General features: G+C 51.3%; 13 protein-coding genes. 5 read left to right on the top strand and 8 right to left on the bottom strand.

Annotation, left to right across the window (positions count from 1 at the left end; all coding sequences use genetic code 11):
• The 5 genes from ACXJJA_RS00700 to ACXJJA_RS00680 form a co-directional block, all read right to left on the bottom strand.
• On the bottom strand, positions 1-1,007 hold a 1,007-nt coding region (locus ACXJJA_RS00700), incomplete at its 3' end, for a glycosyltransferase family 4 protein (RefSeq protein ID WP_456486301.1).
• On the bottom strand, positions 1,000-1,245 hold the full coding sequence (locus tag ACXJJA_RS00695) for a type II toxin-antitoxin system RelE family toxin (RefSeq protein ID WP_456486303.1): 246 nt from the start codon (positions 1,243-1,245) through the stop codon (positions 1,000-1,002). The genes ACXJJA_RS00695 and ACXJJA_RS00700, both read right to left, overlap by 8 nt.
• The gene (locus tag ACXJJA_RS00690; RefSeq protein WP_456486300.1) at positions 1,242-1,463 is read right to left on the bottom strand and encodes a hypothetical protein; all 222 of its coding nucleotides are present in this window, start codon (positions 1,461-1,463) and stop codon (positions 1,242-1,244) included. The genes ACXJJA_RS00695 and ACXJJA_RS00690 overlap by 4 nt, the downstream gene beginning before the upstream one ends.
• 227 nt (positions 1,464-1,690) lie before the next feature.
• Positions 1,691-2,779 carry a glycosyltransferase family 4 protein gene (locus ACXJJA_RS00685; protein ID WP_456486299.1) on the bottom strand — a complete coding sequence of 363 codons (1,089 nt, stop codon included), beginning with the start codon at positions 2,777-2,779 and terminating at the stop codon, positions 1,691-1,693.
• Positions 2,776-3,726 carry a glycosyltransferase gene (locus ACXJJA_RS00680; protein ID WP_456486298.1) on the bottom strand — a complete coding sequence of 317 codons (951 nt, stop codon included), beginning with the start codon at positions 3,724-3,726 and terminating at the stop codon, positions 2,776-2,778. Before ACXJJA_RS00680 ends, ACXJJA_RS00685 begins: the two co-directional genes overlap by 4 nt.
• A 72-nt stretch (positions 3,727-3,798) precedes the next feature.
• Between ACXJJA_RS00680 and purQ the strand changes: the two genes are divergently transcribed.
• Positions 3,799-4,611, top strand: a complete 813-nt coding sequence (purQ, locus tag ACXJJA_RS00675) for a phosphoribosylformylglycinamidine synthase subunit PurQ (RefSeq protein ID WP_456486297.1) — start codon at positions 3,799-3,801, stop codon at positions 4,609-4,611.
• Here the strand turns inward: purQ and speD are convergent.
• The gene (speD, locus tag ACXJJA_RS00670; protein ID WP_456486296.1) at positions 4,608-4,979 is read right to left on the bottom strand and encodes an adenosylmethionine decarboxylase; all 372 of its coding nucleotides are present in this window, start codon (positions 4,977-4,979) and stop codon (positions 4,608-4,610) included. The genes purQ and speD overlap by 4 nt on opposite strands.
• Positions 4,980-5,121: 142 nt before the next feature.
• On the opposite strand from speD, the gene pstC reads away from it, so the two are divergent.
• The 4 genes from pstC to hisD all read left to right on the top strand — a co-directional run bounded on the left by pstC (position 5,122) and on the right by hisD (position 8,945).
• Positions 5,122-5,982 carry a phosphate ABC transporter permease subunit PstC gene (gene pstC / locus ACXJJA_RS00665; RefSeq protein WP_456486302.1) on the top strand — a complete coding sequence of 287 codons (861 nt, stop codon included), beginning with the start codon at positions 5,122-5,124 and terminating at the stop codon, positions 5,980-5,982.
• Positions 5,982-6,818, top strand: a complete 837-nt coding sequence (gene pstA, locus ACXJJA_RS00660; protein WP_456486295.1) for a phosphate ABC transporter permease PstA — start codon at positions 5,982-5,984, stop codon at positions 6,816-6,818. The genes pstC and pstA overlap by 1 nt, the downstream gene beginning before the upstream one ends.
• Positions 6,815-7,576, top strand: coding sequence for a phosphate ABC transporter ATP-binding protein PstB (pstB, locus tag ACXJJA_RS00655; protein ID WP_456486294.1), 762 nt, complete (start codon positions 6,815-6,817; stop codon positions 7,574-7,576). Before pstA ends, pstB begins: the two co-directional genes overlap by 4 nt.
• 106 nt (positions 7,577-7,682) lie before the next feature.
• A complete protein-coding gene (gene hisD / locus ACXJJA_RS00650) occupies positions 7,683-8,945 on the top strand; it encodes a histidinol dehydrogenase (protein ID WP_456486293.1) in 1,263 nt (420 codons plus the stop codon).
• Between the two features lie 33 nt (positions 8,946-8,978).
• Here the strand turns inward: hisD and ACXJJA_RS00645 are convergent, their stop codons facing one another.
• Both ACXJJA_RS00645 and ACXJJA_RS00640 read right to left on the bottom strand, forming a co-directional pair.
• Positions 8,979-10,205, bottom strand: a complete 1,227-nt coding sequence (locus tag ACXJJA_RS00645; protein ID WP_456486292.1) for a 2,3-bisphosphoglycerate-independent phosphoglycerate mutase — start codon at positions 10,203-10,205, stop codon at positions 8,979-8,981.
• A gap of 11 nt (positions 10,206-10,216) precedes the next feature.
• A complete protein-coding gene (locus ACXJJA_RS00640) occupies positions 10,217-10,657 on the bottom strand; it encodes an EVE domain-containing protein (protein WP_456486291.1) in 441 nt (146 codons plus the stop codon).
• Positions 10,658-11,240: the final 583 nt, after the last annotated feature.

Genomic DNA, 11,240 nt, shown 5'->3' with positions numbered 1-11,240 from the left:
TCCTCAGCCGTCTTCTTACAAGAAAACCTCTTGCTACGCTCCACAGTCCTCCAATCTTTACCCTTGTCTATCATCTTAAGGATTTTATCAATAAATGCCTTCACCACACCTTCTCCGTCGCCTGACTCGACCAAGCACCCGCAATTTCCTAAAACTTCGGGAATGCTCGCCTTTTTAAACGCAACAACTGGCGTGCCGCACGCCATCGCCTCGAGCACCGGCAAGCCAAAGCCTTCATACTCGCTCGTGTGCAGGAAAACATCCGCAGCGTTATATAGCAGCGGCATTTCCTCCTCAGGCACCCAGCCTACACTTATCACCCCGTCGCCTTCTAGCAATTCTCCATACCCAGCCTTTATCATCTTCACATTTTCTCTTGCTGCCCTTAAACCGTCAAATATTCTTCTTGCTAAATCTAACCTTTTATGCTCCACGTTTGACGATACCACCAACACATGTCTGTCCTCCGGATTCAACCCAAACTTCCTCTTGCATTCAATCTTGTCCATCGGCTTGTATCTCTTATGGTCAACGCCTTGGTAAACAACGCTTATTCTTTCCTCCTCTATTCTCAGTAATCTTATTATCTCCCTCTTCGTAAATTCTGATATTGCAATTATCCTGTCCGCTTTTTTCAGCGCCCTTGGAGTGAATATGAACTGTATTCTCATTGAGACATCAGTTATTTCAGAAGGATACACCAGCGGCGCTAAATCATGCACGGTAACGATAAATTTCTTTGGTTTCTTAAGTCTGAAATAAACAGCAGGAGCAACGGTCTGAAAAGTTGCATGCACTATATCAGCATTGTTGCTTTTATAGAAAAACCATGAGAAGACAGTGCTCCCGAGAATCTTTCCATCACTTCGCCAAATCCTCTCTATATCCCAATCTTGCCTCAGCTCCTTTAAATGGCTGAACAACGCATCCTCATACTTTCGTAATGCATAAACGGGATGAGATCGCTTGGAGATATTCCAGTGTATAATTTTCACTCGTTTATTCATAAACTCTTTTCCTGTGCTCAAACTTGTGTAAAATTATCAAATCATCTTTAAGTTCATAGATTATTCTGAAAGGTGGAGTCCTTAGACTTCTCAGACCTGAAAGTTCGTATCTTAAAGGTTTTCCAATACTAGGATTATCTATTATCTTTTGAATACTTTTCTTTATTCTCATTTGCATTCTTCCGTCCCGCACTCTCTTCAAGTCGTTCTCAAATTCCTTGGTGTAAATTGCTTTCATCCCCAAATTTCATCGAGTTCCTCCACACTCTTTAACTCCTTGTATCTCCCAGCTTTTAGATCTTCTTCCGACCTCCTTATCCCCTCCATCAACTCCTCGTCACCCATTATCTCCAAAGTTTCAATGATGGCATCCATTTCCTCCCTCAGTTTTACCATATCTCTATACACAGCCGAAGCGACGCCGCCTTTTATATATTCCTTTTTTTCTACCTCCATTTTTCTCACCTACATTCATTAGTATTAGCCATTCAAAGAAATTCTTTTCCTCCTCCCGAGGGGCTTCAACCGTGAAGCTTAAGAGGTTGGGGAGTGTGCATGAGAAACTGCGCTCACATTCGTGCTGGGGCACCGCAGCCCCTGCCCAAAGCATGTAGCCGGGGCTCCTTCGATACACAGCCGCATATAAAAATATTGCTACCTCAAACATCCCGCCTCCCCCTAATTCATCCCCTCACTTGAGGGGCTTTCTTAGCGACATTCTGTAAAGTCTCATAAACCTCCTCAATTTTGTCAACCACACGCTCCCAGTCGTATTCGCTGACATCAGCGCTCACAGCCCTTCCCACGGCTCCCTTGATAATGGACGCAAGCCGACCTGCCGACAGCCTCTCGACGCAAACGGGAAGAACTCCGTCGAACTTCTCCGCAAGCTCCTTCAAACCCCCCTTGTCGTTCACGATTACGGGCTTCCCCGCCGCTAAAGCCTCCAATACAGTCATTCCGAATGCTTCCACGCTCGAAAGATTTACAAAAAGTGAACAAGTCTTCATCCACCCGTATTTCTCTTCATCCGAAATATATCCCAAAAATCTCACCCTCCCCTCCAAACCCAACTTATAAATTAAATTCTTCAAATTCCTCTCATACCTACCTTCCCCTCCAATGTAAAAATAAAAATCTTCAGGCAAATACCTCATCGCTTCTATCACAAAGTGAATATTCTTGTATTTCTCAAGTCTTCCAATGTATAAAATGAGCGCACCATCAAATTTAAAAGGCTTCGCTTTCTTTATTTCTTGCATGTCTATCCCATTTGGAATAACAACAATATCCTCTTCGCTGATTCCGAAATCCCTCTTCACTATTTCCTTTTCATAATTAGAAACGCATATAATCTTGTCTGTTCTTCTGAAAATTCCGGAGCCAATTAACTTGTAGGGTTTGTTCAAAAGGTCTCTGAGGGCAGTGCTACCAACTCCATGATAATGCGGCGTGAACACGAATTTCTTATTTCCCTTGGCTAAAGATGCGAGAAGAGCGGGAAATGCATGATAATTGTGCGCATGAATGACGTCAAAATCCGACTTTTTGAGATAGGAAAATATCTGGGGGGCGAAGAAGTAAGCGTTGTTCGGCGCTATTGCCTTAAATCGCCGCACTCGCACGCCGTTTATCTTTTCCTCCTTGCTGCCATCGGCGCAGATGACTTCAACATCATGCTTCGCCGCCAACCGCTCGCTTATCTCCTTCACGTGGTTTTCTACACCACCTCTGTTCGGATAATACCGATGACAGACTTGAGCTATTTTCATTTGCCCACTTGCCAGTCTCTAATCTCCTTATCCGGCTCCCAATACACTGTCGCCCTCTTTCTTAGCAACTCGCATATACCTTTCAAAAGAAACTTCTGCGTCTCTAACAGCACTCCTCCCCGTATCCCCAATACCATGAGCATTAACAAAATAGGCGATAAAAGCACAGGGAGCAAGATAATGACAAAAAAATTGAATGGGAACACTATTAAACCGAACTTACCATACTTGGGATTGAAGAGAATGTCTTTATTCCTCCACAAAAGTCTTATCAGCCCAGAAGCCCTCCTTACTTTCTGGTCTTCTCTACCCTTCATGGAGACACGTTCGTAATATAACACGTCAGGGTTTAGGATGCTCTTATAGCCCTGTCGTCTAATCTTCAAAGATATCTCGCTATCATCCGCTAAAGAATCCTCATCTATCGGCACGAAAAGCTTCTTCCTAAACGCCGTGAATGGTCCGTGTGCTATTATTGTGCTGTCTATTTTGGATTCCCATAATTGTATCTTTGTGTTGATAGCCCGGTAACTCTTCTCGTGTGCCGAGCCTATAGGGACGGCTCTTCCGGTGACGCAACCCACCCGCTCGTCCTCAAATGACTTTATTGCATGCTTCAATGCCTCCCTGTGCAACATCGCATCGCAGTCCGTCTTCACCACTATTTCCCCACTCGCTAAAGCATAGCCCTTGTTTAACCCGTAAGGCAGCCCTCTCCTCTCATCTTCGTGATATAAAATCAGTTTGACGCCCCTCTCCCCTCTGAAATATTCCTTAATCCGCTCCACAGTCCTATCAGTTGAACAGTCAGATATTATTATCTCTAAATCCTCCTTTGGGTAATCCAAAGCAAGTGTATTTTCTAATTTCTGTATGATCACATTTTCTTCGTTATATGTTGGTATTACTATTGAGACTCGCATCCTGAACTTTAATTTGTCCTCCATAAATACCATCTTAACGCAAGTCGTAAGTGGACGCTGCAAGTTTATAAGAAGGGAAGAAAGGAACAAAAAAGGATGGGTAAAATTTGCATCCTCTGCATCGAAGGCACGAATTGCGAGTGGGAGACGGCGCTCTGCTTTAAGCGGCTCGGCGCCGTCCCGGAAATCGTGCACCTCAAACAACTCACCGGCGCCGTCCGTGAGAAAGACCGCCGCAACCTCCTCGATTACGACTGCCTCGTCATCCCTGGCGGCTTCTCCGCCGGCGACTACGTGCGTGCGGGCGCCATCTTCGCAGCCAGAATACTCGGCAACCTTGAGGAGCTTAAGGCCTTCGTCGAGGAGGGGCGTCCCGTCCTCGGAATCTGTAACGGCTTCCAAGTGCTCGTGGAGCTCGGCTTGCTCCCCGGCATCGCAGGCGAGCGTGCGGCGCTCACGATAAACGACTCCGCTCGTTTCGAGTGCCGCCCGGCGCTCCTGAAGCATGAAAATCAGGGCAAGTGCATCTTCACGAGGAAAATTCCAAGCGGGCGCATTTTGAAAATGCCGTGCGCCCACGCCGAGGGCAAATTCTTCATAGCCGAGGAACGTCGTGCCGAAGTCCTCAAAATCATGGAAGCGAACGACCAGATAGTCTTCAGATATGTCGACGCTGACGGACACTACGCCGGCTACCCCTGGAACCCCAACGGCTCCATCGATAACATCGCCGCCATCTGCAACCCCGATGGCAACGTTTTGGGGCTGATGCCGCACCCAGAAAGGGCATTCTACGCATACACGAGCGCAGACTGGACAAGAGAAAAAGCCTCCGACCAAGGGGACGGCAAACTTATTTTCGAGGCAGTCTTAAAGCACATACGACATTCCGCTTTGCGCCCCTGTTAATCTTCTTCGACGTCCGCCGCAAACTCCAATAAACCACGCTTCATTTCCTTATATATTATCTTTTGGGGCTTTAATTCCTCAATGCACACATCAAACGCCCTTTTAGCTTTATCCGCACTTTCGCAGGAGTATATATCAAGAGAGGCATATCTAAGCTCTGGCCATGTGTGTATAGATATATGAGAAGATGACAGTAAGATAACGCCGCTCGCACCATGCGGTTTGAACTGGTAATAAGCTTCCCCCACCTTCTTGAGCCCACTTTTTTCAATAGCCCGGTCCATTATCGCCTTTATGGCCTCCGCATGCTTCAGCAGCTCTTCTGGACACTCGTAAAATTCAGCAATTATGTGCGTGCCCACTATCATCTTTCTCACCTCTATGTCGTTGAATCGAAGGATAAATATAAAGATGACGCTGCTGGCAGCAGGATGGCCCCCATAACGCATATATAAACTATATATGCGATATATATATGCAACATATTTATAGAGAGGGCATCAAGGGTTTCTGATGGACCGAGAAAAGCTGGTGGAAACGCTCCTGCTCGGTCTCGCCACTTCTGCGATCTTTATAGTCATTTTTATCATAATTTTCATGCTGAAAGAGAGCTTCCCCGTCTTCCTCGAATATGGCTTTGATTTCGTATTCGGGACCCTCTGGAAGCCCGCCGCCGGCTCCTTTGGTATATTCCCCATGATCGTTGCAACGATCCTCGTCAGTGGTCTTGCGCTCCTGATAGCAGCGCCGCTCGGCGTCGCCTGCGCCATTTTTCTGGCTGAATATGCGCCACTGCTCGTCAGGAACGTGGTGAAGCCGGTCGTGGAAATGCTCGTTGGCATTCCGTCGGTCATCATAGGCTTCTTTGGACTCATGGTCATCGTTCCTTTCTTAAGGGCGCACCTCGGCGGCTACGGGCTTTGTCTGCTCGCCGGCGGCATCACACTCGCAATAATGACGCTGCCACACGTCGTCAGCATCTCCGAAGACGCCATCAGAGCAGTGCCCCGCTCATACAGGGAAGCGTCGTTAGCGCTCGGAGCGACTAAGTGGACCACCATCCGCAGAGTCATACTGCCGAGCGCAAAGTCAGGAGTTCTCGCGGCAATCATTCTCGGCATGGGGCGAGCAGTCGGCGAGACGATGGCGGTGCTCATGGTCGTTGGAAATCCGGAGACGCCGTGGATTCCTACGTCGCTTTTAGACCCGGTTCGCCCCCTAACGTCCACGATAATCCTTGAGATTGAATATGCGCTCTGGGGCTCCATGCACGAGCGCTCCTTGTTTGCCATCGGCGTCGTCCTCTTCGTCATCGTCGCCATCCTCAACCTGATAGCCGTGAGAATTATAAAGAAGGGGGTCCTGCCGTGATGCGGGAAAAAGTTCCGGAAGTGTTCATCTTCATATCTGCACCCGTCGTAGTGCTTGTATTCCTCGTAATACTCGGCTACATCTTCGCTAACGGCGCACGAGTCATAAGCCTTGAGTTCCTACTGAGCACCCCGAGGATGGCAGGCATGGAAGGCGGGATATTCCCAATGATTGTTGGGAGCGTTTACGTGGTTGCAGTCTGTATGGTGTTTGCGGTGCCCTTAGGCATCGGCGCCGCCATTTATCTTGCGGAATATGCGCCTGAGAACGCCATCACAGACACGATACGGTTTTTTGTGGACTGCCTTGCGGGCATTCCCTCTATAGTCATAGGACTCTTCGGGCTGACATTCCTCGTTCATTTCTTGAATCTTGGCTATTCTATACTCGCTGCAGGCATCGCACTGGCGTTCATGATTTTACCGTGGACGGTGCGCGTCTCCGAAGAAGCTATAAAGGCGGTGCCCCGCTCATACAGGGAAGCGTCGTTAGCGCTCGGAGCGACTAAGTGGACCACCATCCACAAGGTCGTGCTCAAGAGCGCAATGCCCGGTATCATCACCGGTGTGCTCTTAGGGCTAGGAAGAGCCATCGGCGAGACCGCCGTCCTCCTGCTCACGCTCGGCTCCGCTGCCAGCGCCTTCATCCCGACGTCGCCATTTGACTCCGCAGGCACGCTCCCCGTCTTTCTTTACGTGCTTGCGACGCAGGGCAACACCGCCAACGCCTACGCACGTGCCTGCGGCACGGCTCTCGTCCTCCTTGCTATATTCCTTGTCGTGAACATCCTCGCCATATACGTAAGAAACAAGCATATGAAGTATGAGGGGTGGTGAAAACGGGAGACAAGATAGAAACGAGGGATTTAAACGTGCATTACGGGAGCTTCCACGCAATTAAGAGTGTGAGCTTGAAAATACCAGAAAACAAAGTAACGGCGCTCATCGGACCTTCGGGCTGCGGGAAGACGACGTTCTTACGGTGCATAAACAGGATGATCGAGCTGACGGACAACGCCAGAGTCAGCGGCGAAGTCCTGCTCGACGGCATGAACGTTTATGACAAAGACGTGGACGTCATAGCGTTGCGTCGCCGCATCGGCATGGTCTTCCAGCAGCCAAACCCCTTCCCTATGAGCATTTACGAGAACATCGCTTACGGTCCGAAGATACACGGCGTCAGAGACAAGAATAACCTCGATGTGATCGTCAGGGAGAGCCTCGAGCGCGCAGCGCTCTGGGACGAGGTCAAGGGCAAGCTCCACGAGAACGCCCTCCGCCTCTCAGGCGGGCAGCAGCAAAGGCTCTGCATCGCAAGAGCGCTGGCGGTCGAGCCTGAAGTTATACTTTTTGATGAGCCGTGTGCGTCGCTCGACCCAATCTCGACGGCAAAAATCGAAGCGCTGATTCGGGAGCTGAGCCGCGACTATACCATCGTCATCGTAACGCATAACATGCACCAAGCCGCCCGCATCTCAGATTACACGGCGTTCTTCATGCTCGGCGAGCTTATAGAGTGCGGAAGCACCCCCCAAATCTTCGAAAAACCCAAAGACAAAAGAACCGAAGCCTACATCACAGGAAGGTTCGGCTGAGCGCTCCTTCATCCTGCTCCCGGAACGTCGCCGCATGGCGCGCTAAGAGTGTCGAGCATCCTACGTCCTCGCAAGAGCTTAGTTAATTAGGGGCGAAATCACGTTCATGAGAGTCAAGGTCTTGAGCATTCGGGAATTGGATGCGGCTAAGTTGTCTTTAAAAAGGCGTTCTGAGATTTTAAAAGTAATGCCGAACGTCCGCAGAATCGTTGAGGACGTCAAGCGGGAGGGCGACGCCGCTGTCCTCAGATATGCGGAGCGTTTCGACGGCGTCCGCCTTGACAAGTTGGAAGTTGACTGCGAAGAAATAAACGAGGCGAAGGAGAATATTGATGACGAGCTTCTAAAAAGTTTGGAAAATGCAGCGAAACGCATAAAGCGATTTCACTGCAGGCAACGCCGAGCCTCATGGTTCGAGGAGCTCACGAGCGGCGAGGGCATCTTCCTCGGCGAGCTCTTCGTGCCGCTAAGCACCGTCGGCGCCTACGTGCCTGCGGGCTATCCTTCAACGGCGCTCATGACCGTGATACCGGCGAAGGTCGCAGGTGTCGAGAACATCATGGTTTGCACGCCACCCCGCCGTGACGGCAAGGCGGACCCGATAAGCGTCGTCGCCGCCGAGATTGCGGGCGCCTCGAAAATTTACAAGGTCGGGGGCGCTCAGGCGATTGCGGCGCTCGCCTTCGGCACCAAGAGTATTCCAAAGGTTGAGAAAATTGTGGGTCCGGGCAACGTTTACGTGACCGCCGCAAAAATCCTCGTGCAGGGCGATGTCGAGATAGATTTTCCGGCAGGACCGTCAGAGGTGCTCATCATCGCCGACGACGGTGCAGACGCAATGCATGTCGCTGCAGACATGCTCGCACAGGCAGAACATGGCGAAAACTCCTTGTCCTTACTTCTAACTACGTCGGAGGCATTGGCTAAGCGTGTTGAGGAGATTGTGCGGGCTAAAGTTACGCAAACTGAAACTGAAGGTGGCGATGGCCTCGGGGACGTGCTCATACTCTCCGCCGAGAGCTTAGACGAATGCATTAAATTCGCCAACGGGTATGCTGCGGAGCATGTTGAAATCATGACTGAGAGCCCGCTGGAGGTTTTGCTGAAACTTAGAAATGCGGGTGCGGTTTTCATCGGCGGATACTCGCCCGTCGCCGCCGGCGATTATACCTCAGGGGCGAATCACGTCCTCCCGACGGCTGGCTACGCACGAGTCTTCTCAGGACTCGGCGTCGAGCACTTCATGAAGAGAATAAGCGTCCAGATGCTGACTAAGGAGGGGCTTGCGAAAATCAAGGACGACGTCATCAAAATCGCAAACGCAGAACACATGCGCTGGCATGCGAAATCTGTGGAGGTCAGGTTCTGAAGCGCCACTTCGCTCTCGTCTCTCAAAACTCATTCACGTGCCATACATCTTGGAGAACCCCATAAGGTCAGCGAGCATTGACATCAAGTCAAGGCCCCTGAGCCGGCAGAGCCCGCCACGAGCCGCAGAAAGCTCGTCGAAGCGAGAAACGTCGTCATACCTGACGCCTTCGCCGTGAATGAGCAGAGGAACTGGGTCACCGCTGTGTCTTTTCACGCTCACAGGCGTACTATGGTCCGCCGTCACCGCAATGAGTATGTCGCCCTCCGCCCCCCTCCGTATTTCCGCCACAAGTTCCTCGTCAATCCGCTCTAACATCCGCCTTTTTCCCTCGAAGTCGCCGTCGTGCCCGAAGTTGTCAGTTGCTTTCACATGAATGAAAACAAAGTCGTAGTCTTTCAGAGCTTTCAGCGCCGCCCTCGCCTTCGCTTTTAGGTCCGTATTCTGGTCGCCTGTTGCGTTTTCGACGTGGAGCACATTCATGCCGATGAACCGGGCGACGCCCTTATACAACGAGGCGCCGGCGACACACGCCGCCCTGAATCCCCAGCGCTCCTCAAAACGCTCAACCCTGAAAAACTCGCCAGCACCCCGCAACAAGAGAATGTTGGCAGGCGGCTCTCCCCGCTCTTCCCGCTCCTTATTCGCGGGATGCTCCTTCAAAATTTCGTGAGAGCGACGCAGGAACTCGTTCACGATGACGGCGGTGCGCCTTGCGGCGGTGTCATCGCTCAGCGGCTTGCACTCCAAAACTTTAGCGGCGTCGGCATGTGGGTCACAGTCCGAAACGTCCTTTGACAGCTTTATGCCTTCTTCTAAGGGTCGCAGCACCACCGCACACCGGTGCCCAACAGTGTTACGCAGGATGACCCGCACGCCGTCTATTTCCATGCCGTCTATCGCAGCTTCTAGCCGCTTGTCGCCCTTTCTCCCCGCACGCCTGTCTTTAATTACGAGGCGTTCGTCCACGGTTGCGAAATTCGCCCTGAAGGCGACGTCGCCCTCTCGCAGCTCCAAGCCGGCGCCGAGAGCTTCGAAGACGCCACGCCCCGCGTAATGTTCATAGGGGTCGTAGCCGAGGATTGCGAGATGCGCGGTGTCGCTTCCCGGCACGATTCCCGGTGAGATTATGTCCATGATGCCATTAACGCCGCCAGTAGCTAACTCGTTAAGGTTCGGCGTCTTCGCCGCACTAAGCGGCGTCTCGCCATGTACAGGGCGGTCGCCCATGCCGTCACAGACTATTAAAACGGCTTTCATCTCAATCACCGCTACTTGCCGCTGGCGATAAGCTTGAAATCCTCCTCAGGGATTTCCCGCATGGCTTTCCCCATGAGGTGCCCCGACCACTTTCTTTTGTTTTTCACAAACTTCAGCTTCGGAATCAACGGCTTAAACCCCACTGGCTTCTTGAAGACCTTAAGCGGCTTGAGCTTGATCCTGTAGGGGAACGTTTCGTCGCCCATGCCCTTTGGCGTCTTGAAGATTCTCGTCGCATCCTTGAAGACGGATGACGCCGCCTCATAAATACCCGCGACCCTTGATTCCCGAATTTCGTCGTCCACTTTCTCCTGCTTTAAGTATATCAGAAGCTTGTCACCGAGCCTCACCCTCGAGATCGTGTTCTTGTGACGTTCGGAGACGCCCCAGATATTTTTCTTCCTAATCACCTCCCAATTCGCCTCGTCAGCTATGCAGAGCCAATACCTCATTCTACCCCCCCCCATACTATATAGACGATTTGTTATGGGTTTGCTGACAGTCCTAAGTTTAGATAACATTCGCATACAGTTACAACTAAGATCGCCAGCTTTATATATGCTGGGAATCAAAAGAATACGAGGGCGGAAAGACGCGAAGCCGAGAGGCTGATGAGCGTGAGGAGAGCCGTCTGTGGGGACTTCCGCTCCGCTTGCCCCGAATGCCATCTATGACGAACGGAGTGGCGGAGATGGGAGGCTCTCGATGACGCATCGAATGTCATCGAAAGCCAAAACGGTCTGACTTGGAAGTTTCATAACCGAAAGGCCGCGCGCGGGCGTACGTGCACCGGTGCCCTCGCGTCGGCGGCTCCATGCTTTCACGACGCCGACTCCAGCGGCCTTTACTGGAAGCATGGACCTATAGCTAGCAGTTGCAAAGCCGCTCTTGCTTAGTGCAGAAGGGTTGTCAGCTTCTCCCGTCTGAAGGCGGGAGCTTGCTCTCGGAGGGGAGATGTTGCCAACAACCCTCATCGAGCCGGACACGGGGGCTGACATCCCCGCCAACTCTGGAACTCGGGGTTGGGTGCTGAGA

Source organism: Candidatus Alkanophaga liquidiphilum, from assembly GCF_053996935.1.
Note: the sequence above shows the minus strand (reverse complement) of the source record. Positions and strands in the feature narration are given on the sequence as shown.

What these genes read in the sequence shown, in the direction of transcription:
- ACXJJA_RS00695 (WP_456486303.1), bottom strand. Translation starts at nt 1,245, where the DNA reads ATGAAAGCAATTTACACCAAGGAATTTGAGAACGACTTGAAGAGAGTG.
- ACXJJA_RS00690 (WP_456486300.1), bottom strand. Translation starts at nt 1,463, where the DNA reads ATGGAGGTAGAAAAAAAGGAATATATAAAAGGCGGCGTCGCTTCGGCT.
- ACXJJA_RS00685 (WP_456486299.1), bottom strand. Translation starts at nt 2,779, where the DNA reads ATGAAAATAGCTCAAGTCTGTCATCGGTATTATCCGAACAGAGGTGGT.
- ACXJJA_RS00680 (WP_456486298.1), bottom strand. Translation starts at nt 3,726, where the DNA reads ATGGAGGACAAATTAAAGTTCAGGATGCGAGTCTCAATAGTAATACCA.
- purQ (WP_456486297.1), top strand. Translation starts at nt 3,799, where the DNA reads ATGGGTAAAATTTGCATCCTCTGCATCGAAGGCACGAATTGCGAGTGG.
- speD (WP_456486296.1), bottom strand. Translation starts at nt 4,979, where the DNA reads ATGATAGTGGGCACGCACATAATTGCTGAATTTTACGAGTGTCCAGAA.
- pstA (WP_456486295.1), top strand. Translation starts at nt 5,982, where the DNA reads ATGCGGGAAAAAGTTCCGGAAGTGTTCATCTTCATATCTGCACCCGTC.
- hisD (WP_456486293.1), top strand. Translation starts at nt 7,683, where the DNA reads ATGAGAGTCAAGGTCTTGAGCATTCGGGAATTGGATGCGGCTAAGTTG.
- ACXJJA_RS00645 (WP_456486292.1), bottom strand. Translation starts at nt 10,205, where the DNA reads ATGAAAGCCGTTTTAATAGTCTGTGACGGCATGGGCGACCGCCCTGTA.
- ACXJJA_RS00640 (WP_456486291.1), bottom strand. Translation starts at nt 10,657, where the DNA reads ATGAGGTATTGGCTCTGCATAGCTGACGAGGCGAATTGGGAGGTGATT.